Here is a 26,639-nt window from a genome sequence, read left to right as displayed (position 1 = left end):
GCGAGTGCCCCACCGTCCCCCGGCCATGCCTCCCGGGCCCTCCCCGCCGAAATGCCGGGAAATTCAGCGGCGGGCGGGGAACGGGCTCATTAGCATCGGCGTGCCATGCGACGCTTCCCTGATCCGGAATCCGGAACGCCAGATCATCGCTCACCCACATCCTATCTGTTATGGCTTGCCCGTAATATCCGCCATTCCATTTTCCTCGGCGTTTTGTGGGGAATTCTCTGTGTGCTGGCCCAGGCGCTCGTACCGGCCGCGATCGGCGCCGCCATCGACACCGGGATCATCGACCGGGACCGGCGGACGCTGCTGCTGTGGGGCGGCGCGGTGCTGGGGCTCGGTGTGGTGCAGGCCACCACCGGCATTCTGCGCGACCGCTGCACCCTCACCACCCGGCTCGGCGCCTCGTACCGCACCATGCAGCTCATCACCCGCCAGACCGCCACGCTCGGCGCCACCCTGCCCAAGCGCGTGGCCAAGGGCGAGATCGTCAACGCCGGTGTGGCGGACATCGACCGGATCGGCGAGGCGCTGGCCGGCACCGCCCGTGGCAGTGGCGCGGTCGTGGCCATCGCCGCCATCGCCGCGATCATGCTGGACGCCTCCTGGCGGCTCGGCGGCGTGGTGCTGGCCGGTGTGCCGCTGATGGTCTGGGCGGTCGCGCTGCTGATCCGCCCGCTGCACCGGCGCCAGGAGCGGCTGCGCGAGCACCAGGCCGAACTGACCGGCCGGGCCGTCGACATCGTCAGCGGCCTGCGCGTACTGCGCGGCATCGGCGGCGAGGCGGTCTTCGCCGAGCGCTACCGCGCCGACTCCCAGCGGCTGCGCGGCGCGGGGGTGGCGCTCGCCCGCGTCGATGCCCTGTTCGGCGCCGTCAAGGTGCTGCTCCCGGGCCTGTTGACCTGCGTCGTCGTCTGGCTGGGGGCGCGCTATGTGGACGACGGCCGGATCGGCGCCGGTCAGCTCGTCGCGTTCTACGGCTACGCCGTCTACCTGGTCGATCCGCTGCGCCGGCTCACCGACGCCGCCGGGCAGCTGACCCGGGGCCATGTCGCCGCCCGCCGCGTCACCGACTTTCTCGCGCTCACGCCCGAACTCTCCTCCGGCACCGGTTTGCCACGGCCGCACACCGCTGGGAGGGACCGCCTGCCCAGCGGTGGCCCCCTGGCCGACCCCGACTCCGGGCTCGCCGTGGCAGCGGGCCGGTTCACCGCCGTGGCCTGCGCCTCCCCGGCCGACGCCGCCACCCTCGCCGACCGGCTGGGCCGCTACACCGACTCCGCCGTCACCTGGCAGGCGGCGCCGCTCGCCGATCTGCCGCTGGAGGAGGTGCGGCGGCGCATCCTCGTCGCCACCAACGACGACCTGCTCTTCGCCGGCCCGCTGGGCTATGAACTGGACCCGGCCGGGCCCCGCCCCGGCTCCCGCGAGCCGCTGGAACGGGCGCTGGACGCCGCCTCGGCGCGCGACATCGTGGAGGCGCTGCCGGAGGGTCTGAACACCGTGATCGCCGCGTCCGGGCGCGACCTCTCCGGCGGCCAGCAGCAGCGGCTGCGGCTGGTACGGGCCCTGATGGCCGACCCGGAGGTGCTGGTCCTGGTCGAGCCCACCAGCGCGGTCGACGCCCACACCGAGGCCCGCGTCGCCCGCGGGCTCGGCGCCCACCGCGCGGGCCGCACCACCGTCGTGTTCACCACCAGCCCGATCCTGCTCGACCGGGCGGACCACGTCGTCTACGTCGAGAGCGCGAAGGCCGTCGCCCAGGGCACACACGGCGAACTCCTCGACGACCCCCGATACCGGGCTGTGGTCGCCCGAGAGGAGGACCCGGTATGAGCGTGTCTTGGTGCGCTGTGCGGGCTGGACTGAGGAGCCGCGCAGCGACGGAGGAGCGAGCAGTGACGAGGGAAGCTCGCGCGTTGGAGCGCGCCGGGACTGAGCGGGGGGAGGGGTGCGTGTCTTGGTGCGCTGTGCGGGCTGGACTGAGGAGCCGCGCAGTGACGGAGGAGCGGGCGGTGACGAGGGAAGCTCGCGCGTTGGAGCGCGCCAAGACTGAGCGGGAGGGAGGGGCATGAGTATCCCGCTGCCCGTCGCCTCCGCGAAGGAGGTCCGCGGCCATGTCCGCCGGCTGGCCCGGCGTCACCCGCGCGAGCTGGCCGCCACCCTGACGCTGTACGGCCTGGCCGCGGTCTGCGGTCTGGTGGGCCCCTGGCTGCTGGGCGGCCTGGTCGAGGACGCCGGGCGTGGCGCCGCCGACATCCCCCGTACCGCGCTGCTGATCTGCGCGTTCATCGTGGCCCAGGCGCTGCTGACGCACGCCGCCGGATACGCCTCGGCCAGGCTGGGCGAGCAGGTCCTGGCCGAGCTGCGCGAGCGGTTCGTCGACGATGTGCTGACGCTGCCGCTCGCCACCGTCGAGCGGGCGGGCTCGGGGGATCTGGTCACCCGCACCACCCGCGATGTGGACGTGCTGGCGCGCGTGGTGCGCGGCGCGGTGCCCGCCGCCGTCACCGCGCTGGTCACGATCCTCGTCACCCTCGGGGCGATGGCCGTGGTCGGCCCGCTGCTCGCGTTCCCCTGTCTGATCGCCGTTCCCGTCCTGTGGGCCGCCTCCCGGTGGTTCTTCGGCCGCGCCCGCGATGCCTTCCTTGCTCAGAGCGCCACGTACTCCCAGCTCACCGAGGGCCTGACGGAGACCGTCGAGGGGGCCCGTACGGTCGAGGCGCTGCGTATCGCCGAGCGCCGCACCGCCCGCACGGACCAGGACATCGCCGGGTCCTACGCCGCCGAGCGGCACACGGTGGGGCTGCTCACGGTCTTCCTGCCGATCATCGACACCGCGTATGCGCTGCCGGTGGCCGCCACGCTGGTCATCGGCGGGTTCTTCACCATCGACGGCCTGGTCTCGCTGGCGTCGGTCACCGCGGCCACGCTCTATGTCCAGCAACTGCTGGGGCCGGTCGACACGCTGCTGTACTCGCTGGGCGATCTGCAGACCGGCTCCGCCTCGCTGGCCAGGCTGCTGGGGGTCGGCCACGGGTCCGGCGCCACGGGAGCCGCGCCCGGCGGGCGGAGCCGGGCGGCCCGGGGGGATCTCAAGGGGCGCCGGGCGCTTGAGGTCAGGGGGGTGAGTTACGCCTACCGCGACGGCCGCGACGTATTGCGCGGCATCGATCTGAGGATCGAGCGCGGGGAGCGGCTGGCCGTCGTCGGCCCGTCGGGCGCGGGCAAGTCGACCCTCGGCCAGCTGCTCGCCGGGATCCACTCGCCGCGCACCGGCGCGGTCACCGTCGGGGGAATGGCGCTGACGGATCTCTCACCGGCCGAACTGCGCGGCGAGGTCGCCCTGGTCACCCAGGAGACGTATGTCTTCCGTGGCACGGTGCGCGACAACCTGCTCATCGCCCGGCCCGGGGCGGACGACGCCGAACTGGAGCGGGCGCTGCGGGCGGTCGGCGCCTGGGGGTGGGCCGCGCTGACGGGGCTCGACGCCCGGGTGGGAGCCGGTGGCGCGGCGCTGCCGCCCGACCGCGCGCAGCAACTCTCCCTGGCCCGGCTGATCCTCGCCGATCCGCATACGCTGGTGCTGGACGAGGCCACCTCGCTGCTCGATCCGCGCGCGGCCCGGGACACCGAGCGGTCGCTTGCCGCGGTCCTCGAAGGGCGCACCGTCGTGGCCATCGCCCACCGGCTGCACACCGCGCATGACGCGGACCGGGTGGCGGTGATGGAGGACGGGCGGATCACCGAACTCGGGCCGCACGAGGAGCTGGTGCGGCGCGGCGGTGCGTACGCCGCGCTCTGGGCCTCCTGGCACGGCCGCGCCTGACCGGCCGGCCCCGCCAGGGCCCGGCCGGTCAGGCGCCACAGTGGTGAACATACGGCCCGACGGGGCCGCGTCTCACTCCGCGTCGACGAGAACGACCTCGACCCCGGCCGCCCGCAGCGCCCGTACCTCGTCCGGGTCGGCCGCGCGGTCCGTCACCAGCGTCCATCCCGGCGGCAGCTGGACCCAGGTGTGGAAGGGGCGGCGGCCGATCTTCGCCGAGTGGGCCAGTACGTAGACGGCGTCGGCCCGGCGGGCCATCAGCTCCTTGAGGCGGGTCTGCCGCAGGTCCGCCTCGCACAGGCCGTCGTGGGCCGTCACGCCGTCGGCGCCGAGGAATACCCGGTCGAAGGTCATCCGCTCCAACGCGGCCTCGGCGAGCGGTCCGACGAAGCTCTGGCTCAGCGGGCGCAGCGTGCCGCCAAGGCACTCCACCCGTACGCCGTCCACGTCGGAGAGCTCCTGCAGTGCGGTGAGTCCGGTGGTCGCCACCGTCAGATCCCCGGCGGCGCGCAGCTCATGGGCCAGGGCGCCGACGGTCGAGCCCGCGTCGAGCAGGACCGTCTCGCCCGTACGGATCCGCTCCGCCGCCCACCGGGCGATGGCCCGCTTGGCCTCGAATGCCTCGCCGGTGCGCTGGCGCAGCGATGCTTCGGGGTGCGCCACCAGGGCCATCGCCCCGCCGTACGTGCGGGCCAGCCGCCCGGCGGCGGTCAGTTGGGCGAGGTCGCGGCGGATGGTGGAGGCGGTGACCCCGAAGGTGCGGGACAGCTCCTCCACACTCGCCAGACCCGTGGTGGTGGCGAGGTGGACGATCTGGTCGCGGCGGCCCCGGGCTCCCTGGGCTGGCATCGTCAACTCGTCACTCGTCCTTCTGGTCTTGCGCCACCGGCTGGTTCTGCGTCACCGGGCGGTCTCGCTTCACCGGGCGGGGGCCGAGGACATCTCGGCCGCCTGCCGCAGGGCCTCGATCATGCTACCGGCGTCCGCCTTTCCGGTACCGGCGATGTCGAAAGCGGTGCCGTGGTCGACGGAGGTGCGGATGACGGGCAGCCCGACGGTCAGATTGACCCCGGCCTCCAGGCCGAGCACCTTGACCGGGCCGTGGCCCTGGTCGTGGTACATGGCCACGATCAGGTCGTAGTCGCCGCGGCCGGCCAGGAAGAAGGCGGTGTCGGCGGGGAGCGGGCCGCGGGCGTCGATGCCGTCGGCGCGCAGCACCACCAGCGCGGGGACGATCTTCTCCTCTTCCTCGCCGTAGCCGAACAGTCCGTTCTCGCCCGCGTGCGGGTTGATGCCGCAGACGCCGATGACGGGGTTCGGGGTGCCGGCGCGGACCATCGCCTCGTGGCCGCGGCGTACGGTGCGCTCGACGAGGCCGGGTTCGATCCGGTTGACCGCGTCGATCAGGCCGATGTGCGTGGTGACGTGGATGACCTTCACGGTCGGGGTGGCCAGCATCATGGACACCTCGTCGACGCCGGTGAGGTGGGCGAGGAGTTCGGTGTGGCCGGGGAAGATGTGGCCGCCCGCGTGCAGGGCCTCCTTGTTCAGGGGTGCGGTGCAGATGCCCTGCACCGCACCGCTCATGGCCAGTTCGGCGGCCACCGCTATGTACTGGTAGGCGGCGTCCCCGGCCACCGCGGACAGCTGCCCCCAGGGCAGGTCGGCGGGGAGCAGGTCCAGATCGATCACATTGATCCGCCCCGGGGTGAACTCGGCCTCCTCGGGCCCGGAGACGGGGACGACCTCGCAGTCGAGGCCCCGCAGCCGGGCGGCCTGGCGCAGCCGCGCCGCGTCCCCGATGACCACCGGGCGGCAGCGCCGCAGCGTGTCCTGGTCGAGCAGGGCGGGGACGACCACCTCCGGCCCGATGCCCGCGCCGTCGCCCATGGTGACCGCGATGAGGGGGAGCGGGCCGTCGGCGGGGGAGGCGGGGTTGGGGGATGGGTTCATGGACGGACCTTCCGATTGAGTCGGGTGGGGGCGCAGCGCGTGGACGATCTGCCGCAGGGAGTCGGCGTCGCCGAAGCTGCCCGGGCGGGTCACGACGGATCGCCCGTCGGGGGTACGCAGGTGTACGGCGCCGTGGTGCACCTGGCCGACGGGGTGGAGTTCGGTGACGCCGAGCGCGTCCAGCACCCGCCGGGCGGTCTCCCCGCCGGTCAGGACGAGGTCGACGGGCCCGTCGTGGCGGGCGAGCGCGGCGGCGACGGTGCGGGCGAGGCCGTGCACCAGGCGCCGGGGCGAGAAGGCCGCCGGGGCCGGGCCGGGCGCGGGGGTGAAGACGGTGACCGCGTCGTCGTGGAGCGGCGGGAGGGCTATCGGCGCGGCGGAGTCGTCCGCGCACAGGGCTTCGAGGGGGAGGCGCAGGACGGTGGCTCCGTCGTCGGCCAGCCGCTGGATCTGCTCGGCGGCCGAGGGCTCGGCGGTGCCGACCACGACCAGCAGCGGCCGGGGCTCGGCCGCCTCGCGCTCATGTTCCGCGCGGGGCTGCCGGACGGTGGCTTCCCGGGCCTCCGAGACCGTCGCCGCAGGCCGGGCGAGGGCGTGTTCGACCGTGCCGGGCAGGGCTTCGATACGGACCTGCCGCCCCGGGCCGGCCGCCGCGCGCGGGCCGGCCGCGACCGACGTTGCCGGGGGTGGCACGTCGGTCTCGGGCTGGCCGTCGGGCTCCCCGCCCGCCAGATGGCGGCCGAGGGCGGCGGCCAGGCCGCCGGAGCCGACCAGCCGGGTGCCCGGCCCGCCCGGCCCGCCGGCCAGCGCGGCCTCGACGATCGCGTCCAGGTCGGCGTCGGTCTCCGCGTCGCAGATGACCACCCGCCCCTCGGCCAGGGCCGCCCGCAGCGCGGTCAGCAGGGTGTGCCGGGAGCCCCGTACGGCTGTGAGCGGGACGAGCGCGGTGCGGGCCGGGCCGAGCGCGGCGGCCACCGAGCCCGGCGGGGGCACCGGCTCGGCGCGCCAGGCGTCGCTGTGGTGCAGCGGGGTGGTGCCGAGGTGGACGACGCCCGCGCGCACCGCACGCCCGGCGGCGGGCAGTGCGGGTGCGACGACCACGCTCGCGCCGTCCGCGGCGAGGGCGGCCACCTCGGCGGCCACATTGCCGCGCAGCAGTGAGTCGATCTTCTTCAGTACGAGGGTGTCGCCCGGGGGCGGCAGGGCCAGCGCGGCGCGGACCGCCTCGGCCGCGTCGGCCGCGGGCAGATGGCGCGAGTCGAGGTCCAGCACGGTCGCCTCGCCCGGGTGGCGCGGGGCGGCCGAGCCCCCAACGAGCACCACCCGACTGCGCGTTGTGCGCGATTCAAGCCCGGCGGCCGTCTCGGCCGCGCCGGACAGGTCGTCCGCGACGGCGAGCAACCGCCTGCTGGGCATCGGTTCCACCGGTACCTCCTCGAGCGACCAGGGACAGCGAGGGACAGCGCAGAAGAACGGCGCGGAACTGCGGGGCGGCGCAAGACGGCGGCAACGCGCCGCCCCGACGGTCTCGATGATGACACACTCTGCGCGAAGTGTGCGAGGGGTATTGCGTGAAACGCGCATCCGTGCCACGGTGACGCCGCGACACTAAGACCGTCCGGCAGGAGAGGCCCGCGACGCCGCGGGTCCCACCGCCGGACGGTCTACGACCCGCCCGGCGGCGATCCGGGCGGATCGAGCGAGCCGGTCGCTCCCCTGAAATGCCGAGAGGTCGACGATGACCCGTATCTCATCCGGTCCGCACCCCAGCCGGCGGACCGTGCTGCGCCTGGGCGCGAGTGCCACAGCCGGCCTCGCCCTCGGCCCCCTGGCCGGGTGCGCGGGGCCCACCGGTGCCCCCGGCCCCGGCACCATCAGCCTGGGGCTGAACCGCTCCCTGGTCAGCCTCGACAACAAGCTCAACCAGTTCGATGCGGCGGTCACGGTGCAGCGCGCCGTCCGTCAGGGTCTCACCCGGATCGGCAAGGGCCTGAACACCGAGCTGGTGCTCGCCGACCGCTTCGAGATGACCGAGCCCACCCGCTGGACGGTCCGGCTGCGCGCCGGAGTGCGGTACTCCGACGGCACCCCGGTCACGGTCAAGGACGTGGCCACCGCCCTGAAGATGTACGCGGGCGTCAACGGGTCCTTTCTGATCGGCCTGTTCCCCGAGCTGCCCACCGTCGAGCCGGTGGACGAGCGCACCTTTTATCTGCGCACCGAGCACCCGGTGCCGATCCTCGACCAGCTGATGGCCAACATCCTGATCAGCCCGGCCGCCAAGAACCGCCCCGAGGAGCTGTCCGGCGGGGTGGGCTCGGGCCCGTACGTCGTCACCTCGGCGAACTCCGGCACCGGCGAATACTCCCTGGCCGCCAACCGCAACTACTGGGGACGGCGCCCCGCCATCGAGAAGGTGCGGGTGCGCTTCGTCCCCGAGGAGTCCAGCCGTGTCGTCGCGGTGCGCAGCGGCGAGCTGGACGTGATCGACACCATCACCCCCGACTCCGCGGAGCAGCTGCGCGGTCTGCCGGGCGTGCGGCTCGACCGCACCTCGGGCACCCGGGTCAACCAGCTGTTCTTCAACTTCCGCAAGCCCCGGGGACATCCGCTGGCCGACCCCCGGGTGCGCGAGGCGCTCAGCTACGCCATCGACGGCGAGGCCCTGGTGCGCGATGTGCTCACCGGCTCCGCCCAGCAGGCCGAGGGCGTGGTACCGCTGGCCCTCAGGGGCGCGGTGCGCACCGGGTCCTATGTCTACGACCCAGGCAAGGCCCGTAAACGGCTGGCCGCGCTCGGCGCCGGCGACCTCAAGGTGAAGATCATCTGGGAGTCGGGCGAGTTCCCCGCGGACACCTCGGTGATGGAGGCCGTACTGGAGATGTTGCGCGCCGTCGGCGTCCGCGCCTCCCTCCAGCAGTTCCAGCCCGGTGGCGACATCCTGCAGTGGCGGCAGGGCCGCCGCGGCGACTGGGACGTCCTCGGCAACGGCTACTCCGTCCCCACCGGCTACGCCAGCACCAGCCTCCAGGGCATGTACGGAGGCACCCCGGCGAAGGAGAAGACCCGGGACACCTACCAGGGCTATGTCTTCCCCGAGATCGCGGCCCGGCTGGCCGACGCCTCCTCCGAGAGCGACGAGAAGACCCGGAACAAGAAGCTCGCCGACGTCCAGAAGGCGATCTGGGACACCCGACCCTGCCTGTGGGCCTTCATCCCCAATGTGGTGCTGGCCCGCCGCACCCGCGTACACGACGTGCGGCTCCTGCAGGTCAACTCCTACGACCTCGCCGCCGTGCGCCTGGAGGGCTGAGCCATGATCCGCTATCTGCTCCGCCGCCTCGGCCAGAGCGTCCTGACCATCTTCCTCACCCTCTCCACCGTCTTCGTGCTGGTGCGCATGGCCCCCGGCGACCCCGCCGCGGCCCTGGCCGGCCCCAACCCGACCAGCGCGGACCTGGCCCGGATCCGCGAACAGTTCGGCCTCGACGACAGCCTGCTGACGCAGTACTGGGTCTTCCTGCGCGACCTGTTCACCGGCGACCTCGGGACCAGCTACTCCTTCCACGCCCCCGCCTTCGACGTGGTGCTCGACCGCGTCCCGTACACCATCACCCTCTCCGCCGCCGCGATCGCGCTCACCACGCTCGTCGCCGTACCGCTCGGCGTATGGATGGCCCGCCGCGCCGACACCAAGCGCGAACTGGGCGCCAACGTCCTCACCATCGCCGGACAGTCCATGCCGGACTTCTGGATCGGCGTGATGCTGCTGACCGTCTTCGCCGTGCTGGTGCCGGTGCTCCCCGCCTCCGGGTTCACCACCTGGGGGGGTCTGGTCCTGCCGACCGTCACCGTGGCGATCCTCCAGATGGCGCTGATCTCCCGGCTGGTCCGCCGCGAGATGGTGGCCGCCCTCGCCTCCCCGTACATCACCGTCGCCCGCTCCCGCGGTGTCTCGGAGCGCGCGCTGACCTGGCGTTACGCCCTGGGCAACTCCGCCATCCCGGTGCTGACCGCGCTCGGCACCCGGTTCGCCGCCATGCTCAACGGCGTCGTGGTGGTCGAGGTGGTCTTCGGCTGGCCCGGTGTCGGCTCCCTGGTCGTCCGCGCCCTGGAGACCCGCGACTACCCGCTCATCCAGGCCACCGTCCTGGTCACCGCCGCCCTGGCGGTCCTCGTCCAACTCCTCATCGACCTGGCCTACCCGCTGCTCGACCCGCGGGTACGCCTGGGAAAGGCGGCCTGAGAGATGAAAGGCGCCCTCGAACCCCCGGCCCCGGCCGAGACGGCCCATCCGCCCCGCCCGAGCGCGGTCACCGCGAAGGACGTGGCCCGCGCCACCGCCACCCGGCGCCACCGCAGCGCGCGCCTGAAACTGTGGGCCGGCGCCGTGTGCACCCTGCTGGTGGTGGTCCCCGTGGCCCTCGCACAGCTGCTGCCGCTGGCCGGAGCCGACGACCAGGACCTGTCCGCGCGCCGGCTGCCGCCGCTGACCGACGGCCACCTCTTCGGCACCGACCAGCTCGGCCGCGACCTGCTCTCCCGGGTGCTGCACGGCGGCCAGGTGTCGCTGGCCATCGGCGTACTGGCGGTCGTCGTCTCCGGCCTCATCGGCATCGTCGCCGGCGCCGCGGCCGGATACTTCGGCCGCTGGGTCGACACGGTCGTCTCCCGGCTGCTCGAGGCCCAGATGTCGCTTCCGCTGCTGATGATGCTGCTGCTGGTCGTCGCCCTCTTCGGCCCCTCCGTCACCGTCATCACCTGCGTGATCGCCGTCGCCCAGTGGCCCGAAGTCGCCCGGCTCACCCGGTCGCTGGTCCTGGTCGAACGGGAGAAGCCGTACGTGGCCGCCGCCCGGGTACTCGGACTGCGCCAGGTCGCCATCCTGGCCCGCCACGTCATCCCCAACATCGTCCGCCAGGCGTCCCTGGTCGTCCTCCTGCTGCTCGCCCAGGCGGTGCTGCTGGAGAGCGCGCTGAGCTACCTCGGCGCCGGACCCCAGCGGCCGTTCGCCACCTGGGGGCGGATCATCTCCGACGGCCAGGACTACATCACCACCTCCTGGTGGCTGGTGACCCTGCCGGGCCTGGTCATCGTGCTCCTGGTGGTCGGGGTCAACCTGCTGGGCGACGGTCTGCGCGACCGTACCCGCCGACGCGCCACGGAGGCCTCCTCATGAGCGAGACCAGCGAGACGGCCCCCCTCTTGGAGGTCGAGGACCTGCAGATCGAGCTGATCACCGACCGCGGCGTGGTCCGCGCCGTCGACGGGGTCGGCTTCACCATCGCCCCGGGCGAGACGGTCACGCTCATCGGCGAGTCCGGCTCCGGCAAGTCCACCACCGCCATGGGCCTGCTGCGGCTGCTGCCCGACGGGCTGGCCGTACTGTCCGGCACCGCCCGTGTGCTGGGCTGCGACATCATCGCCGACCCCAAGGCCATCCGGCGGATCCGCGGCCGCGGTGTCTCCCTCATCCCGCAGGACCCGATGACCGCGCTCAGCCCCGTGCACACCATCGGCCACCAGCTGGGCGAGGCGCTGCGGCTGCGCCACCCCGAACTGTCCAAGGCCGAGGCGCGCACCCGAGGCCTCGAACTCCTCGGCCGGGTGCGCATTCCGCACCCCGAGACCCGCTGGGGCGCCTATCCGCACCAGTTCTCCGGCGGCATGCTGCAACGTGTCCTCATCGCCATAGCCCTGGCCGCCGAGCCCGAACTGCTGGTCGCCGACGAACCGACCTCGGCCCTGGACGTCACCGTCCAGGCCGGCGTCCTGGACCTGCTCATGGAGTTGCAGGAGCGCACCGGCATCGGCATCCTGATGATCACCCACGACCTGGGCGTGGCCCGGCTGGTGTCCGACCGTATCCACGTCATGCGCGACGGCCGGTTCGTGGAGTCCGGCCCCGTCGAGCGGATCGTCGACCACCCCGCCGAGCCGTATACCCGCGGCCTGCTCGCCGCCGTCCCCACCCTGGGCCCCTGGGACGAGAACACCCCCCAGGCCCCCGCCGCCGCACACCGGGAGGCGCTGTGACCACACCCCTGCTGGCCGTCGAGGACCTTGTCGTCGAATACCCCGTCCACGGGGGGAAGTTCCGCGCCGTGGACGGGGTCGGCTTCACCGTCGAACGCGGCGGATCGCTCGCCATCGTCGGCGAATCCGGCTGCGGCAAGTCCACCATCGCCCGCTCCCTCGTCCGGCTGCTGCGCCCCACCGAGGGCCGCATCCTGCTCGACGGCACCGATATCGCCACCCTCCCGGAGCGGCGGCTGCGCCCGCTGCGCCGCCGGGTGCAGATGGTCTTCCAGGACCCGTACGGCTCCCTGGACCCCCATCTGACGGCCGAGGAGACCGTGGCCGAGCCGCTGCGGCTGGCCGGAGTCACCTCCAAGGCCGAGCGCGCCCGCCGGGCCGCGGAGCTGATCGACCAGGTCGGGCTGCCCTCCAGCGCGCTCCACCGGCGCCCCGGCGAGTTCTCCGGAGGGCAGCGGCAGCGCATCGGCATCGCCCGTGCCCTGGCCAGCGACCCCGAACTGCTGGTCTGCGACGAGGCCACCTCCGCGCTCGACGTCTCCGTCCAGGCACAGGTGCTCAGGCTGCTGCGCGATCTGCAGGCCGAGCGGCAGCTCGCCTACATCGTCATCTCCCACAACCTCGGGGTGGTCCGCGAGATCAGCTCCGAGGTCATGGTGATGCGGAGCGGACGGGTCGTCGAGTCCGGCCCCACGGAGACGGTCCTCGCCGGGCCCGCCGAGCCGTACACCAGGGCGCTGCGCCGCGCCGCCCTCGACCCGACGACGATGCGGGGGCGCAAACCGCGCGCCCTGGTCTCCGCGATCGTCGCTGCGCCCGCGGCGTCATCAGAGACCGCCACTCCGTCCTGACCCACCGTCCCGTCACGCCCGTCACGCCCGTCACACCCCGGCGCGCCAGGTCAGGCGCGCCGGGGCGCAGGCCGAAGGAGCCACCCCCTGATGACCCACCCCGACACCCCCTCCCGGACCTCGCCCGGCGCGGTGGAGCTGCCCGGCGTACCGGTGCCGCTCTCGCGCCTGGTGCTGGGCACCATGACCTTCGGCGACACCGTCGACCGGGCCGGTGCCGCCGCGATGCTGGACGCGGCGCTCGACGCCGGGGTGACCGGTGTGGACACCGCCAACGCGTATGCCGGCGGGGTCACCGAGACGATCCTGGCCGAGCTGCTGCCCGGCCGCCGGGACCGGATCGTACTGGCCACCAAGGCCGGAATGCCGCACCCCGACCACGGCGACCACTCCCCGCTGTCCGCGCGCGGGCTGCGGGCGGCCCTCGAAGGCAGCCTCCGGCGCCTGAACACCGACCACGTCGACCTCTTCTATCTGCACCAGCCCGACCGGTCGGCCCCGCTCGAGGAGACGCTGGGCACCGTCGCCGAGTTCGTCGCCGAGGGCAAGGTCCTGGCGCTGGGCGTGTCCAACTACGCGGCCTGGCAGATCGCGGAGGTCGGCCACACCGCGGAGCGGGTGGGCGCGCCGCGGCCGGTGGTCGCCCAGCAGCTGTACAACCTGCTGGCCCGGCGGGTGGAGGAGGAGTACCTGGAGTACGCGGCCACCAGCGGGGTGCGCACCATGGTCTACAACCCGCTCGGTGGCGGGCTGCTGACAGGGCGCCATGTCTTCGAGGAGACGCCCGAGTCGGGGCGGTTCGGCGACTCCCGGCTGGCCGAGATGTACCGGCAGCGCTACTGGGACCCCCGCCTCTTCGAGGCCGTCCAGGACCTGGCCCGGATCGCCGAGGGCGCGGACCTCGGGCTCGTCGAGCTGTCGCTGCGGTGGCTGCTCGGCCGGGACGGGGTGGACGCGCTGTTGCTCGGCGGCTCGCGCGTCGAGCATCTGCGGGCCAATGTGGCGGCGGCCGAGGCGGGTCCGCTGCCGGCCGATGTGGTCGCGGCCTGCGACGAGGTCGGGGCCCGGCTGCGGGGGCCGATGCCGGCGTACAACCGCTGACTTCTCCCCTTTTTCGAGGCTCGGTTCGCCTCCGACATCCGACACCGACACCCACCCACTCCGCACCATCGAAGGAGCCCGCGGCATGACCGCCGACCACGACACCACCCCAGCGCAGGCCGCCGAGGAGCTGCGGACCGACGGGCGGGTGCGCGAGCGCCCGGACGACCCGGCGCGCGTCGAGGCGTTCCTGCCGGCCCCCGCCGTGCAGAACCACGCCGCCAACCTGGCCGTCCTGCCCGGGGGCGACCTCGGGTGCGTGTGGTTCGGCGGTACGCAGGAGGGCGTCGCCGACATCTGCGTATGGTTCTCCCGGCTCGCCCCGGGCGCGGACACCTGGACCGACCCGGTGCGGCTCTCCGACGACCTGACGCGCTCGGAGCAGAACCCCGTGCTCTTCTCCGCGCCCACCGGCGAGCTGTGGCTGCTGCACACCGCCCAGCAGGCGGGCAACCAGGACACCGCCGAGGTACGGCTGCGCACGTCGGCGGACGGGGGCGCCACCTGGGGTCCGACGCGCACGCTGTTCCCGGCCACCGCGACGGGCGGTGTCTTCGTACGTCAGCCCCCGGTCGTCCTGGACGACGGCCGGTGGCTGCTGCCGGTGTTCCACTGCGTGGCCACCCCGGGCATCCCGTGGGTGGGGGACCACGACACCAGCGCGGTGATGATCAGCGACGACCAGGGGCGGACCTGGCGGGAGCGGCCGGTGCCCGGGTCCACCGGATGTGTGCACATGAACATCCACCCGCTGCCCGACGGCACCCTGCTCGCCCTCTTCCGCAGCCGGTGGGCGGACGCCATCCACCGTTCGCACTCCCGCGACGGCGGCGAGACCTGGAGCGAGCCGGTGGCCACGGAGCTGCCGAACAACAACTCCTCCATCCAGTACGTCCCGCTCGCCGACGGACGGCTCGCGCTGGTCTACAACCACAGCAGCGCCGCGGACGCCACCGCGCGCCGGGTCTCGCTCTACGACGAGATCGACGACGACGGCCAGGCAGGCGAGTCCCCGGCCGCCACCGCCGCGCCCGAGGTGGCCGAGGTGGCCGACGGCGGCAAGACCGCCTTCTGGGGCGCGCCGCGCGCCCCGATGACGCTCGCCCTGTCGTCCGACGGCGGCGACACCTGGCCGCACCGCAGGGACCTCGACACCGGCGACGGACACTGCCTCACCAACAACTCGCGCGACCGCCTCAACCGCGAGCTGTCCTACCCCTCCGTGACCCAGTCGCCGGACGGCGCGCTGCACATCGCGTACACCTACCACCGCCGGGCCATCAAGTACGTACGGGTGGCGCCGGATTGGGCGGCAGATGTCTGAGCCACGCCACGCGGTGGTCACCGGCGCCAGCTCCGGTATCGGCGCCGCCATCGCCGCCCGGTTGCTGGACGAGGGGTGGCGGATCACCGGGATCAGCCGTACGGAGCCGCCTTCCGCCGAGCGGATGAGCTGGCTGCCGGTCGATCTGGCGCGCCCGGAGGTGGTGCGGGACGCGCTCGCCCCGGTGGCCGGGGTGGACGCGATCGTGCACGCGGCGGGTGTTCAGCGCTCCGCCCGGCTGGGTGGTCTTTCGGCGGCCGACGGCGAACTGATGTGGCGGGTCCATGTGCAGGCGGCCGAGGTTCTGGTCGACGCCTTGGCGGACCGGATCGCGGACGGGGGACGGGTGGTGCTGGTGGGCAGCCGCACCATGACCGGCGTGCCGGGCAAGAGCCAGTACGCGGCCACCAAGGCGGCGTTGGCGGCCATGGCCCGGTCCTGGGCCGCGGAGCTGGCGCCCCGCGCGATCACCGTGAACGTGGTGGCCCCCGGCCCCACGGACACCCCGATGCTGCGGGACCCCGGCCGCAGCGCGACCCCTCCGGTCGTGCCGCCGCTGGGCAGGCTCGTACGGCCCGAGGAGGTGGCCGGGCTGACGTCGTTTCTGCTCGGCCCGGAGGGCGGCTCGACCACCGGTCAGACGCTGGTGATATGCGGGGGCGCGTCGTTGTAACCCCTCGGGGGAGCGCTCGCTGCGCACGGCTTTAGTCATGACCCTGTCACAAAACCTCTCCCTGCCGTTCACCTTTGGGAGATCGGCTCTCTGACACGCTTTCGGCGATCGAACGTGAATCGGGGAGAGGACCGCCTGTGCACATCACCCGTGTGACCCGCTGGAAATCCCTGGCCCTGCTGGTCTGCGCGGTGGCCGTGACCGCCACCGCGCAGACCCCCGCCACCGCCGGCACCACCTTCGCCGACTCGACGCGGGCCGCCGGCTATGACGACACGTACTACAAGGACGCGATCGGCAAGACGGGGCAGCCGCTCAAGGACGCCCTGCACAAGATCATCAGCACCAACAGCAAGATTTCGTACAGCCAGGTGTGGGACGCCCTCAAGAACACCGACGAGGACCCCCGCAACTCCGCCAACGTCATCCTGCTCTACACCGGCCGCTCGCAGAGCAAGAGTTCCAACGGCGGCAACGCCAACGACTGGAACCGGGAACACGTCTGGGCCAAGTCACACGGCGACTTCGGCACCGCGACCGGTCCGGGCACCGATCTGCACCATCTGCGCCCCGAGGACGTGTCGGTCAACAGCACGCGCGGCAACAAGGACTTCGACGAGGGCGGTTCCCAGGTGTCCGAGGCACCCGGCAACTACACCGACTCCGACTCCTTCGAGCCCCGCGACGCCGTCAAGGGCGATGTGGCCCGCATGATCTTCTACATGGCGGTGCGCTACGAGGGCGGCGACGGCTTCGCCGACCTCGAGGTCAACGACAAGGCGGGCAACGGCAGTCAGCCGTATCTGGGGCGGCTGTCCGTGCTGCGCAAGTGGAGCGCCGAGGACCCGCCGGACGCCTTTGAGCAGCGGCGCAACCAGGTGATATACGACGACTACCAGCACAACCGCAACCCGTTCATCGACCACCCCGAGTGGGTCGACGAGATCTGGTAGCCACGCGCCTTCAGATCCGCTCTCAGACCCGCCCTCAAGCCTGTCGGCAGCCCCGTTCTCAGCCCTGCCGGGCCATCGGGAACAGCTCCGCGGCGATGGGGCGGGTCTGAAGCGAGGGCAGCAGCAGCGCCCATAGATCGGCCAGATGGTCCTCGATGGACCTGCGCCGGTCCAGGGCCTCGGAGACGGTGTGCACGCCGAAGAAGGCGCAGACGACGGTCCGGGCGGCGCGCTCGGGGTCGATATGCGGGGCGAGGTCGCCCTCGGCGTGCGCCCGCTCCAGCATCTCGGTCACGGCGTCGATCCAGCCGACGAAGGGCGGCGGGAGCGGCGCCGCGATCAGGGTGCGCTCCGTCCACAGCCGCGCCCCCGCCCGTACGACGATGTCGTCGCGGAAGGCGCGGGCCACCGCGAAGCTCAGCCGCACCAGCCGCTCCAGGGCCGGGGTGCCGGTGGCGGCGTCGGAGGCGGTGTTGGCGTACTGCTCGATCAGCGGTGGCCAGGTGGCGAAGTGTCCCTCGACGACGGCGAGCGCGAGTTTCTCCTTGCTCGCGTAGTGGAAGTAGATGGCGCCGCTGGTGTGGCCGGACCGGGCGGCGATATCGCTGATGCTGGTGCCGGCGTAGCCCCGTTCGTCGAAGAGGGAAGCCGCCGCTTCCAGGAGGGTTCGGCGTGTCTGCTCGGCCCGCTCTTGCACGTGGTGTCCGTCCTCGTTCCGTCGCGTGCGGTGCGTTGTCGGGGTGAACTTAGCGGACTTGTCGCATGTCATGGAGGTGAAGACCCACAGGTCCACCATTACTAGTATTTTATGGCGATCATTGGTGAGGCGTGTGGCGTCCCGGAGCCGTGGGAGCTCGTGGCGCGGCGGCTGAGCTGGTCCCGCACCGTGGCGCGCGAGGCGGTGCACCGCGCCTCGGTGGCCGAAGTGCTGCTCACCGACGTCCGCGCGCTGGGCGGCGACCGGTTCGTGGCCGCGGTGCAGTGGCCACGCTCCCATCCCACGTTTCCGCATGGCCCGGACGGCCGCCACCACCCCCTGATGGTCGCCGAAACCCTGCGCCAGCTGGGCATCTATCTGCCCTCCCGCCACTTCGCCACCCCCGCGGGGGCGCACTTCGTGATCCGGGACCTGTCCTTCACGCTCGATCCGGCCGCCGAGCCGCGGGCCGAACACGGGGCCACGGATGTGGTCTGCCGCGCCGCGGTGACCGATGTGCGCACCACGCCCTGCGGCCGGTTCGTCACCGGGCTGCGGCTCGACATCGGGCTTCTCGTGGACGGGACGCCCTTCGCGCGGGCCGGTGGCACCGCGCGCTTCCTGGACCCACAGGCGTATGAGACGGCCCGTCGGGCGGCGTCGGACGCGGCCTCGCCGCCGCGGGCCGGTGTTCTCGCCCGGCCGTCGCCGCGGTCAGTGGCGGTGCCGGCGGCGCGCGACGTTCTGGTGGTGCGGAAGGCGGGCATTCTGCGCCTGGACCCGGCGGACCTGCGCCACCCCTTCTTCTTCGACCACTGGAGCGACCATGTGCCGGGCCTGGTGCTGCTGGAAGCCGCCCGCCAGGCCGCGGCGTTGGCGACGGAGGGTGTTCACACCCGCCCCGTCGGCTGCCGGCTCCGCGCCCTGCGGTTCACCGAATTCGCCCCGCCCGCCCGGGTGGAGTGCGTCCCGCACGGCAGGACCTGTGTCTTCCGGCTGAGGCAGGCGGGGGAGTGGAGCGTGGTCGGCGTACTTCAGTACCCCTGAGCGACGAACGGGACGCCGTCGAGCACAACGCAGTCGAGCACAACGCCGTCGAGCAAAGCATCGACGAGCACAAGCACGACGAACAAAACGCCGACACATAGTAATTTCTTGCTTACTGCGGGTCATCAAACTACCGTAGTGATCGTTATCTTTCGGGCAGGCGACTCTCCGCCTGTACGGCTTCCCGCGTCGCGCACGCGATCAGGCGCTCGCGCGTCGGCGGCAGCGGTTGGCGCATCCGCGCCTGAGCCGCCAGGAACCCCACGCCTGAGCCGCCAGGAACCCCACTGCGCTGCTCTTCAGCAGGTACAGGCACGCCCTGCGCCGATCGTCCACCCCCATGGAACGGCAGGCAGATGACAGCCAACACGCTTCTCGCTTGGACCCCCGCCGCCATCGTCTTCGACTGCGACGGCACCCTCATGGACTCCGAACGCCACTGGGAAAAGGCCCGCGAAGTGGTGCTCGGCCACCACGGCAGCGCCCCCGACCCGGAGTTCGCGCAGGCCACCAAGGGTCTCCACTACACCGAGTGCGGCCGCATGCTGGCCGAGTACGCGGGCGCCCCCGCGCTCGCCGAGCAGATGACCGAACAACTCCTCGCGAGTTTCCGCCAACTGGTGGCCGACGACCCGGTCACCATGCCAGGCGCCACCGAACTCGTCCGCAAGACCGCCGCGTTCGCCCCGCTGGCCGTCGCCAGCAACTGCCCGCGCGATGTGGTCGAGGCCGGACTGTCCCGCGCGGGGCTGCTGCGGTACTTCGGCCATGTGCTGGTCCCGGAGGGGGAGGTGCGCCCCAAGCCGTATCCGGACGTCTATCTGGAGGCCGCCCGGCTGTGCGGTGCGGCCCCCGGCGACGCGCTGGCGGTCGAGGACTCCCACTGCGGCTTCGTGTCCGCGTCCCGGGCCGGGCTGAGGGTCCTCGCGGTGGGCCCGCGCAGGCCCCTGCACAACGCCGCCGACGCCGATGACGCCGCCGACGGCGACGAAATCCCACCGGTGGATCTGTGGGTCGCGAGCCTCGCGGATCCCGAGCTGGTCAAGTGGGCAGACACCCGCAGACCCTGACTGTGGGTCAGTGGTGTTGCGCGTGGGTGGCGTGGCCCTTCCCGGGCTCCATGTCCATGCCGTCGTGCTCCGTGCCCTTGTCCTCTGTGCCCCCGTGTTCCATGCCCCCGTGGAACGTGCCGGTCTCGATGGTGCCGCCGAGCTTGACGCGCAGCGGCTTCAGGGAGTCCTCCGACGGGGCCGTCACCGACCAGCGGTAACCCACCAGGTAGGTGCCGCCGTAGTCCTTGGACTCCGACAGCCAGGCGCGCTTGCCCTTGTCGGTGGCGAAGGTGACCACGGTGTACTGGGACTTACCGGCCTTGCACGCCGCCTGGCGCAGCTCCTCGGCGTCCGTGACGACGTTCGCCTTGCAGCCGATGGCATCGGCGATCTTCGTCAGCGACGCGGGGCCGGCGGAATCCGCAACGGATTTCGCACCGGAATTCTCGGCTGACGGGGAGGTCTTCTTCTGTGCGTGGCCGGCGTGGCTCTGCCCCTCGCTCCCGGCGCAGCCGCTCACCAGCAGCACCGCGCAGAGCGCGGTGGCACGCAGTACGTGTGACACGTCAACCTCCCGGTGGTGGTCCGGCGGGGTGGCCCGGTGCGCTCATGGCCTCGGGCCCCCCGCTCGGTGGACCGCTTGCTTCGTACGGACCGCTTGTCTGTGTATCACTCCGAGGCGGCCGCGCCGGCCTTCTTGGCCTTGTCGGTGACCGCGAACCACAGCCCCTGCTTGCCCTGTCCGTTGGTGTCGCCGGGCTTGGTGTCCCCGGTGAACGTGTACAGCAGCCAGCAGTCGAAGGCCAGCTGCTTGGATCCGTCGGGCCGGGTGAACGTGGTGAGCTTCTTGGGGTCGACCCCGGCGACCTTGCTGGTGTCGACCGGCTTGACGGGCTTCCAGGTCTCCAGGCAGGCGTTCAGGCAGCCGGTCTTCATCGGCCAGGCGCTGTCCTTGTCGAACCGGTAGACGGTCATGCCCTGGCCGTCCACCACGATCTTGCCGAGCTTGGCGTTGCTGGTGACCGCGAGCTGGAGGCTGTTGTCCTGGGCGGCCTTCTTCCCGGCCGGCTTGCCGTCGGGCGCCAGCGCGTTCCAGGTGCCGCCCACGCCGTGGCCCTTGGTGTCCCCGGCCTTGGTGTCCCCGGCGAAGCGGTACACCGGCCAGCCGCCCAGCGTCAGCTGCTTGGTGCCGTCGGCGCGGGTGACCGAGCCGAGTTCCTTCTCGGCGATCCCGGTGCTGACGGTGGCGTCGCTCGCGGGCACCGGCGGCCACTTGGTGGCGCAGGCGTCGTTGCAGTTGGACTTGGGGGAGGCGCCGGAGGTGTCCTCGTCGAACCGGTACAGGGTCCAGCCCTTGCTGTCGGTGACGACCGAGCCCAGCTTGGGGACGTCCCGTACGGACAGCTGCTTGGCCGGGCCGGTCAGCGCGTCCTTGCCGGAGGTGGCGTCGCCGCTGTCGCCCCCGGCCTCGTTCCCGGCGCCCGTGCCGGCGCTGGTGCCATAGCCCGACGCCCCCGACGTGGCGCCCACGCCCACGGTCTGGGTGCCGCCGATGGGCTGGACGTTGGCGCTGCCCGCGGACTTGTTCTCACTGGCGCCGCACGCCGCGGTCATCAGGACCATCGCGACGGAGGCCCCCGCGAACGCGATCTGCCGCTTCTTCATGCCCACTCCTTCAAGCTTGCGGTCCGGCGGCTGTTTTGCGCCGACGTCACTTGCATACGGAGGGCGTCTCGGCGGGCGTTCATGGCCTTCGGAATTTGTCATCAGACGCAAAAGTTCGGCGTTCGCTGAGCCCAAACGAATCGACGGCCGTTCCATGACGGCCGTCGAGATGAGAGAGAAGAGGGAGGGTGAGGGATGGGAGCCGGGCTACGCCTCCATGCGCAGCGCGAGCGCGGGGCAGCGCCGTACCGCGCGGACGGCCTGCCCGCGCAGCTGGCGCGGCACACCGTACTTGGCCCGGTTCGGGTAGCCGTCGATGCCGAGCTCGATCACCTCGGGGAGGATGTCCGCGCACAGCCCATGGCCCTGGCACAGCGTCCAGTCCACGAGCAGCTGCTCCGACTCGTCCCGCTCGTCTCGCCGGGCGGCGGAGGGGCCCGGGGGCAGGGCCAGCGGCCCGGAGGGGGCGCCGTCGGTCAGCGGCAGCACCCCGAGCGTGGGACGGCCGCATCCGGGGCCCAGTGCGTGTTCCCGGAACTCGTCCGGAAACGCCTCCAGCGCGGTGGTCACAAAGCCGGCCGTGCCATCGGGGTGGCTGCAGGCGCCACGGCGCTTCACCGACTCGATGTACGCGCTCACGGTGTCCAACGCCGCCTGGCCACCACCCCGTTCGACCTGGCCGATGGCGTCCGCCAGTGCGGGCAGCCCGATGAAGCAGGGCCCGCACTGGTTGGCGGTCTCGCCCGCCAGCCAGCGTGCCACCCGGGCGGTCTCGCCGACCGGGCAGGTGTTCTCCGGGATCGGCAGCACCGCTCCGGCCCCGAGCCGGGCGTTGTACTTCTCCATGGACTCCCGGGAGATGTTCACCGACGCCAGGCTGTCGGGCAGCAGCCACTTGCCGTGGTAGCCGCCCACCAGGACCCCCTGGCCCGGGGTGAGGCCGCACAGCTCCAGGACGTAGCTGAGCGGCACCCCGAACGGGGTCTCCATGACGAACTTCCCGCCCACCGTCAGCAGGGTGGTGCCGGGCTCGGTGGGCAGCCCCACCGAGCGGAACGGCAGGGCGCCCATCCGGGCGGCCACCGCGAGCTGGGCGAATGTCTCGGTGTTGGACAGCAGGGTCGGCAGCCCGGCCAGGCCGCTGTCGCTGGTGCGGATCTTGCGGCCGTTGGGGATGGCCGGGGCGCCGCTGATGCCGTTGATGACCGCGCCGCCCTCGCCGGCCACGAAGCGGTCGTCCGTCACGCTCACCTGCACCCGCGGCCCGCTCGGGCCACGTTCGGCGATGGCGGCGCTCAGCGACTCCTCGACATCCGGCCGGTGGACCGCGATGGCCACATCGTCGGCACCCATCGCGGTGGCGGCCAGCACGGCCCCGTCGATGACCAGATGCGGGGTGTGCAGCAGCAGCGCGGTGTCCTTGAGGCAACTGGGCTCGCCCTCACTGCCGTTGACGACCACCGCGCAGCGGCCGTCCCGGCGGCCGGCCGACTCGATGACGGCCGTCACCTTCTTGGCGAACGGAAAACCCGCGCCGCCTCGTCCGCGCAGGTCGATGTTCTCCGCGAGGGCCACGAGCTCGTCCGCGCGCAGCGCGGGCATCGAGCCGTGGACGGTCAGATGACCGACGCGGTCGAGCCGGTATGTCTCGTCCAACCCGGCCAGCAGCCGAGGCGGATCGATACAGGCCAGTCTGGGTTTGGTCGAGATCACGCGCCCCACCCGCGCGAGGCGCCGAGGGGTTCGCCGTCACGGGAGGAGGCCCCGCCGGCCGTCGTGGGCTTGCGCGGCCCGCCGCCCCGGGCACTGGGGACCACGGGGATCTGGCCGGTGACGATGGCATCGCGCTCGCTGCGCTCGGCCCGGCGGCTGGCGAGCCGGATCCACAGCGTGATGGCCACGGCGACCAGCGCGACGGCATAGGAGGCGGTCGCCCACTCCTTCGCCACGCGACCCGCCTTCAGGCCGTGGATCAGCGCGGCGCACCACGCGACGTAGGCGGACACGTGCAGCGCCCGCCACCAGCGGTAGCGCCAGCGGGACTTGCCGGCGGAGGCGAAGGAGCTGCGTACCGCTCCCGTCACCGCCGCCATGATGAACAGGTATCCGGCCAAGGTGCCAAGTCCGATCAGCACAGGTTTATTTGCGTCAGCGAACGGTATCACGATGGCCGCGGCGGGCGTGTGACTCTCTGCCACCTTCACCCACACATGGAGCGCGAGAAAGAGCAGGCCGGCCACCGCGGCGGCGCGGTGGACGCCCTGGGCGAGCAGCCGGTGCTTCGAGTGGAGGATCAGCCGGTCGGTGGCCGCCAGGCCCCACAGCACGGCGCTGCTCAGCGAGACCAGTGCGAGGACACCGGCCCCGAAGTCCAGGAAGGCCCAAGTTTTCGTGAACGCACCGGCGTTGCCGGCCACGATGAGTGAGAGTATGACCGCCGCGACAGAGGCGTACAGCGCGGAGTGGCGCGGCCAGCCGATGCCGGCCCGGACCGGGCGGGCGCGTCGGTCGGCTCGTCGCCCGCCGGGTCCTCCGGGTCCTTGTGGCATGGTTGATCCGCCGTGGCGAGCCCTGCGGCGCGGCCCCGGAATCGGGGGAGTCGGCGGCTGGGGCATGGGCATCGAAAGCCTCCCGATCGCGCCTGATCGCGCGAGTGACGAGTACGTCAAGTCGTCTTTGGGTACGGCAGCATCTCCGAACTACACGTGATCTCCATAAGATTTGTCGTAATGTGACAACTTCTTGTGGACGACCACTGCCCACACCGTCTTGGGCTGCTCCACTGTCATTTCGATGGCAAAGACCCGGCAAAGCGCCGGGACCGGTAGGGGAGGGGTTCCTCCAAGATTCATCGGAGGACCCTCGACTCCCTTTTCCGGAGTGGACGACCGGCGACGGAGGCAACCTCCACGGGCCTGACCGACCCCCCAACGGCCAGGCCTCCCCCCGGCAAGAACGAGGTAATGATGGGCGAACTCGCGAACCGCATCTGGTCCCCCCGTCCCACCCGTGGCGAGCGGACCCGCGTCCTGCGCAATGAACTCCCGTCCCTGGCCGAAGAGGTGATTGAGACCCTTCGGCGCAGAATTCCGGGATTCGCCAACCTCTTGGAGGACACTGAGCGTGACAAGGTGCGATGGACGGTCGAACAGGCTCTGCTGACCGCACTCGGCTACCGGACCCCAGGTGACGAGGCCACCGAGCATGTGGCGGCCGATGGCGCCCGGGGCCGTGGCCCCCTGACCGAGGTACCGCCCGAGCGGGCCAGGCGCGATCTCTTCGACGCCCTGGTCGGCGAGGTACCCGTATCCGAGCGTGGCCTGGCCGAGCTGTCCCGGGCCGCCCGCTGGCCCCTGCCTGAAACGATCCAGGCCATCGCCCTGCCCACCCCGGGCGAAGCGCCGCAGTTGGCCGCGGTGTTCGGCGACACCCTGATCGGCGCCGTCGGAGACGAGCTCTGCCTGCTGATCCCTGACCCGGACACAGGCACCGACACCGGCACAGCCGTCGGCACCGGCACCGGCCCGGACACTCCCCTGACCGAGGGAGCGACCGGCGAGCCGGATCCCGACCGGGACACCGGCACCGAGCCCGGCTCCGCGCGTGGCGCGCTGGAGGCCGCGCTGCGGGGCCGTACCGCCGCCGTCGGCCATGTCGTTCCGCTGAACGACGCGGCCTCCTCGGTGCGGTGGGCCCGCCGGCTGCTGACCATGACCCATGCGCGCAGCGGCCCCGAGGCCCGGATACTCTTCGTGGACGACCACCTCTCCACGCTGCTGCTGCTCCAGGACGAGTCGCTGGTACGGGCCTTGGCCTCGCGCTGGCTCAAGCCGCTGGCCGGGCTGACCCCCCGGCAGAGCGAGCGGCTGCAGATGACCCTGCTCGCCTGGCTCGAGGGCGGTGGCGCGCCCGAGGCGGCCAAGGCGCTCAAAGTGCACCCGCAGACCGTGCGTTACCGGCTGCGGCAGATCGAGAAGCTCTTCGGGCCGGGCCTGCGGGACCCGCGGATACGCTTTGAGCTGGAGATGGCGCTGCGCGGCCGACGCCTGATGGCGCAGATGGACCGGATCCGGCGCCACTACTCCCGGGCGGTCACCCGCAGGGGCCGCGGAGCGCCGACCGGCCTGCGGCCGGTGGGCGGCATCGCGAGGGAGGCGCGCGTCAACGGACTGTGAGCCAGGGGCCGCATGAGCCCCACCACATGGAACTGCCGGCCGCGATCCGCGGCCGGCAGTTCCATGTGTGCGCTCATCGTCCAGGCGCTCAGCCCCGGCACCCCGAAGCCCCCGAAGCCCCTGCGGACTCCGCAGACTCCGCGCACTCCGTAGTCGGTGTGGAATCCGTGGCGCGGGTGGCGTCGGGCATGGCCGCGTTGAGGGCAAGCAACTCGGTGTACGCGTGCGCGCAGAAGCGACACTCGGCCAGATGGCGCGCGAGGGCACGGCCACGTACGGCGCCACGCCGCACCGAAGCGCCGATCATGGAGCCGAAGTGGCGGCAGCGGTCGTCGTCCGCCGCCGCGGATCGCACATGAGCGCGCAGATACGCCTCGCGCAGCCCCTCGCGGGCCCGGAAGGCCAGCGAGGTGAGACCGCTGGGGGACAGGCCCATCAGCGCGGCCACGCGCTGCGGGGAGGCGTCCTCCACCAGCGTGTGCCACAGCACGGTCCGCCACCGCGCGGGGAGGGCCTGGAAACTGCGGATCAGAAGTGTGCGGTCCTCGTCCGCCAGCAGGCGCTGCTGGGGGTCCGCCTCGGTCGACCGCTGCTGCCACGACTCGAAGTCCGCGGTGAGCAGCACCTGACGCGCACCGGCGCTCCACTCGATCGCGGTGTGGCGGATGACGGTCAGCAGATACGGGCGCCAGGGGCCACGCGGGCCCCCGCCCGACCGGACGGCCTGGAACGTACGGATGAACGCCTCGGACACCAGGTCTTCGGCGTCGTGGAGGGCCCGGCAACAGGTGCGGGCGTAGGCGAGCGCCGCGTCGCGGTGGCGGCGGTAGAGGATTTCCCCGGCCGTCGGGCTCGCGGTGCCCAGGCGGTACGCCTCCTGGAGCCGCCGGGTGAGCTCCTGGTCCGAGGGCGTCGGCTCGCGCCCCCGGGGATCATGTCCCGTCCGTGCGGGTGGCCGCGTGGGGGGCTGCTCGGATAACGGGGCGGGCTCGGGCCCGTCGGGTAAGTGCTCGGGATCGGATTCGCCCGGCTGCTCCGGGCGGTCCGGGTGCCCCGCTGCCGGATCGCCGGCGGCCGCGGCAGTCTCGTGCTGCGCAGTCTCGTGCTGCCCCGGAACGCGGCGTGGGGGGGGGGGGGGGGGGGGTTGGGGGGGGGGGGGGGGGGGGGGGGGGGGGGGGGGGGGGGGGGGGCCGGGAATCAGGACGCGCCGCCGCGGCCGCCGTTGGCGGCGGGCGTGCGGTGATGCTTCGATTTCATGGTGGCGAGCGAGCCCTCCAGGG

The 26,639-nt window shown here is 72.6% G+C and carries 22 protein-coding genes; 14 read left to right on the top strand and 8 right to left on the bottom strand.

Annotated features, from left to right (window positions below; all coding sequences use genetic code 11):
* The first annotated feature begins 105 nt into the window (after positions 1–105).
* Positions 106–1,839, top strand: coding sequence for an ABC transporter ATP-binding protein (locus ACH4U7_RS43250; protein ID WP_398533266.1), 1,734 nt, complete (start codon positions 106–108; stop codon positions 1,837–1,839).
* Between the two features lie 235 nt (positions 1,840–2,074).
* Positions 2,075–3,832 carry an ABC transporter ATP-binding protein gene (locus tag ACH4U7_RS43245; RefSeq protein WP_398533265.1) on the top strand — a complete coding sequence of 586 codons (1,758 nt, stop codon included), beginning with the start codon at positions 2,075–2,077 and terminating at the stop codon, positions 3,830–3,832.
* Between the two features lie 72 nt (positions 3,833–3,904).
* Here ACH4U7_RS43245 and ACH4U7_RS43240 read toward each other — a convergent pair whose 3' ends face one another.
* A complete protein-coding gene (locus ACH4U7_RS43240) occupies positions 3,905–4,681 on the bottom strand; it encodes a DeoR/GlpR family DNA-binding transcription regulator (RefSeq protein ID WP_398533264.1) in 777 nt (258 codons plus the stop codon).
* A 69-nt stretch (positions 4,682–4,750) separates the two neighbouring features.
* Positions 4,751–7,201, bottom strand: a complete 2,451-nt coding sequence (gene pdxA, locus ACH4U7_RS43235; RefSeq protein ID WP_398533410.1) for a 4-hydroxythreonine-4-phosphate dehydrogenase PdxA — start codon at positions 7,199–7,201, stop codon at positions 4,751–4,753.
* A gap of 322 nt (positions 7,202–7,523) precedes the next feature.
* On the opposite strand from pdxA, the gene ACH4U7_RS43230 reads away from it, so the two are divergent.
* The 9 genes from ACH4U7_RS43230 (at position 7,524) to ACH4U7_RS43190 (ending at position 16,723) form a co-directional block, all read left to right on the top strand.
* Entirely contained in the window at positions 7,524–9,098 is a 1,575-nt protein-coding gene (locus ACH4U7_RS43230; RefSeq protein ID WP_398533263.1) for an ABC transporter substrate-binding protein, read from the top strand.
* A gap of 3 nt (positions 9,099–9,101) precedes the next feature.
* Positions 9,102–10,031: an ABC transporter permease gene (locus ACH4U7_RS43225; RefSeq protein WP_398533262.1), complete on the top strand. Its 930-nt coding sequence runs from the start codon at positions 9,102–9,104 to the stop codon at positions 10,029–10,031.
* Positions 10,032–10,034: 3 nt separating this feature from the next.
* Positions 10,035–10,964, top strand: a complete 930-nt coding sequence (locus tag ACH4U7_RS43220) for an ABC transporter permease (RefSeq protein ID WP_398533261.1) — start codon at positions 10,035–10,037, stop codon at positions 10,962–10,964.
* Positions 10,961–11,821 (top strand): ABC transporter ATP-binding protein, encoded by an 861-nt coding sequence (locus ACH4U7_RS43215; protein WP_398533260.1) that lies wholly within the window; start codon positions 10,961–10,963, stop codon positions 11,819–11,821. The genes ACH4U7_RS43220 and ACH4U7_RS43215 overlap by 4 nt, the downstream gene beginning before the upstream one ends.
* Positions 11,818–12,672: an ATP-binding cassette domain-containing protein gene (locus ACH4U7_RS43210; protein ID WP_398533259.1), complete on the top strand. Its 855-nt coding sequence runs from the start codon at positions 11,818–11,820 to the stop codon at positions 12,670–12,672. Before ACH4U7_RS43215 ends, ACH4U7_RS43210 begins: the two co-directional genes overlap by 4 nt.
* A 90-nt stretch (positions 12,673–12,762) precedes the next feature.
* Entirely contained in the window at positions 12,763–13,773 is a 1,011-nt protein-coding gene (locus ACH4U7_RS43205; RefSeq protein WP_385616076.1) for an aldo/keto reductase, read from the top strand.
* 85 nt (positions 13,774–13,858) lie between these two features.
* Positions 13,859–15,097 (top strand): exo-alpha-sialidase, encoded by a 1,239-nt coding sequence (locus ACH4U7_RS43200; protein WP_398533258.1) that lies wholly within the window; start codon positions 13,859–13,861, stop codon positions 15,095–15,097.
* Positions 15,090–15,770, top strand: a complete 681-nt coding sequence (locus ACH4U7_RS43195; protein WP_398533257.1) for an SDR family NAD(P)-dependent oxidoreductase — start codon at positions 15,090–15,092, stop codon at positions 15,768–15,770. The genes ACH4U7_RS43200 and ACH4U7_RS43195 overlap by 8 nt, the downstream gene beginning before the upstream one ends.
* Before the next feature lie 137 nt (positions 15,771–15,907).
* Positions 15,908–16,723, top strand: a complete 816-nt coding sequence (locus ACH4U7_RS43190; RefSeq protein WP_398533256.1) for an endonuclease I family protein — start codon at positions 15,908–15,910, stop codon at positions 16,721–16,723.
* Between the two features lie 58 nt (positions 16,724–16,781).
* Here ACH4U7_RS43190 and ACH4U7_RS43185 read toward each other — a convergent pair whose 3' ends face one another.
* Entirely contained in the window at positions 16,782–17,420 is a 639-nt protein-coding gene (locus tag ACH4U7_RS43185) for a ScbR family autoregulator-binding transcription factor (RefSeq protein WP_398533409.1), read from the bottom strand.
* A gap of 111 nt (positions 17,421–17,531) precedes the next feature.
* Here ACH4U7_RS43185 and ACH4U7_RS43180 point away from each other — a divergent pair, with 111 nt between their 5' ends.
* Positions 17,532–18,467 carry a ScbA/BarX family gamma-butyrolactone biosynthesis protein gene (locus ACH4U7_RS43180; RefSeq protein ID WP_398533255.1) on the top strand — a complete coding sequence of 312 codons (936 nt, stop codon included), beginning with the start codon at positions 17,532–17,534 and terminating at the stop codon, positions 18,465–18,467.
* A gap of 356 nt (positions 18,468–18,823) precedes the next feature.
* Entirely contained in the window at positions 18,824–19,537 is a 714-nt protein-coding gene (locus ACH4U7_RS43175) for an HAD family hydrolase (protein WP_398533254.1), read from the top strand.
* A gap of 7 nt (positions 19,538–19,544) precedes the next feature.
* Here the strand turns inward: ACH4U7_RS43175 and ACH4U7_RS43170 are convergent, their stop codons facing one another.
* From ACH4U7_RS43170 to ACH4U7_RS43155, 4 genes are all read right to left on the bottom strand, one after another.
* A complete protein-coding gene (locus ACH4U7_RS43170) occupies positions 19,545–20,084 on the bottom strand; it encodes a hypothetical protein (RefSeq protein ID WP_398533253.1) in 540 nt (179 codons plus the stop codon).
* 104 nt (positions 20,085–20,188) lie between these two features.
* Positions 20,189–21,184 (bottom strand): SCO0930 family lipoprotein, encoded by a 996-nt coding sequence (locus ACH4U7_RS43165; protein ID WP_398533252.1) that lies wholly within the window; start codon positions 21,182–21,184, stop codon positions 20,189–20,191.
* Between the two features lie 207 nt (positions 21,185–21,391).
* Complete coding sequence (locus tag ACH4U7_RS43160; protein ID WP_358642252.1) at positions 21,392–22,906, bottom strand: NADH-ubiquinone oxidoreductase-F iron-sulfur binding region domain-containing protein; 1,515 nt, start codon at positions 22,904–22,906, stop codon at positions 21,392–21,394.
* Positions 22,894–23,601 carry a hypothetical protein gene (locus ACH4U7_RS43155; protein ID WP_398533251.1) on the bottom strand — a complete coding sequence of 236 codons (708 nt, stop codon included), beginning with the start codon at positions 23,599–23,601 and terminating at the stop codon, positions 22,894–22,896. The genes ACH4U7_RS43160 and ACH4U7_RS43155 overlap by 13 nt, the downstream gene beginning before the upstream one ends.
* A gap of 546 nt (positions 23,602–24,147) precedes the next feature.
* Here ACH4U7_RS43155 and ACH4U7_RS43150 point away from each other — a divergent pair.
* Entirely contained in the window at positions 24,148–25,359 is a 1,212-nt protein-coding gene (locus ACH4U7_RS43150) for a PucR family transcriptional regulator (RefSeq protein WP_398533250.1), read from the top strand.
* An 88-nt stretch (positions 25,360–25,447) separates the two neighbouring features.
* On the opposite strand, the gene ACH4U7_RS43145 is transcribed toward ACH4U7_RS43150, so the two are convergent.
* Positions 25,448–26,194, bottom strand: a complete 747-nt coding sequence (locus tag ACH4U7_RS43145) for an RNA polymerase sigma factor (RefSeq protein WP_398533408.1) — start codon at positions 26,192–26,194, stop codon at positions 25,448–25,450.
* Positions 26,195–26,639: the final 445 nt, after the last annotated feature.

The sequence above is a fragment of the Streptomyces sp. NPDC020845 genome (genome assembly GCF_044334165.1).
In the GTDB taxonomy this organism is placed as follows: Bacteria; Actinomycetota; Actinomycetes; order Streptomycetales; family Streptomycetaceae; genus Streptomyces.
This window is presented reverse-complemented; position numbering and strand designations above follow the sequence as displayed.

Coding starts and splice junctions, on each gene's coding strand:
- ACH4U7_RS43220 (WP_398533261.1), top strand. CDS start 10,035: ATGAAAGGCGCCCTCGAACCCCCGGCCCCGGCCGAGACGGCCCATCCG.
- ACH4U7_RS43245 (WP_398533265.1), top strand. CDS start 2,075: ATGAGTATCCCGCTGCCCGTCGCCTCCGCGAAGGAGGTCCGCGGCCAT.
- ACH4U7_RS43175 (WP_398533254.1), top strand. CDS start 18,824: ATGACAGCCAACACGCTTCTCGCTTGGACCCCCGCCGCCATCGTCTTC.
- ACH4U7_RS43200 (WP_398533258.1), top strand. CDS start 13,859: ATGACCGCCGACCACGACACCACCCCAGCGCAGGCCGCCGAGGAGCTG.
- pdxA (WP_398533410.1), bottom strand. CDS start 7,201: ATGCCCAGCAGGCGGTTGCTCGCCGTCGCGGACGACCTGTCCGGCGCG.
- ACH4U7_RS43205 (WP_385616076.1), top strand. CDS start 12,763: ATGACCCACCCCGACACCCCCTCCCGGACCTCGCCCGGCGCGGTGGAG.
- ACH4U7_RS43165 (WP_398533252.1), bottom strand. CDS start 21,184: ATGAAGAAGCGGCAGATCGCGTTCGCGGGGGCCTCCGTCGCGATGGTC.
- ACH4U7_RS43240 (WP_398533264.1), bottom strand. CDS start 4,681: ATGCCAGCCCAGGGAGCCCGGGGCCGCCGCGACCAGATCGTCCACCTC.
- ACH4U7_RS43250 (WP_398533266.1), top strand. CDS start 106: ATGCGACGCTTCCCTGATCCGGAATCCGGAACGCCAGATCATCGCTCA.
- ACH4U7_RS43180 (WP_398533255.1), top strand. CDS start 17,532: ATGGCGATCATTGGTGAGGCGTGTGGCGTCCCGGAGCCGTGGGAGCTC.
- ACH4U7_RS43225 (WP_398533262.1), top strand. CDS start 9,102: ATGATCCGCTATCTGCTCCGCCGCCTCGGCCAGAGCGTCCTGACCATC.
- ACH4U7_RS43195 (WP_398533257.1), top strand. CDS start 15,090: ATGTCTGAGCCACGCCACGCGGTGGTCACCGGCGCCAGCTCCGGTATC.
- ACH4U7_RS43215 (WP_398533260.1), top strand. CDS start 10,961: ATGAGCGAGACCAGCGAGACGGCCCCCCTCTTGGAGGTCGAGGACCTG.
- ACH4U7_RS43230 (WP_398533263.1), top strand. CDS start 7,524: ATGACCCGTATCTCATCCGGTCCGCACCCCAGCCGGCGGACCGTGCTG.
- ACH4U7_RS43150 (WP_398533250.1), top strand. CDS start 24,148: ATGATGGGCGAACTCGCGAACCGCATCTGGTCCCCCCGTCCCACCCGT.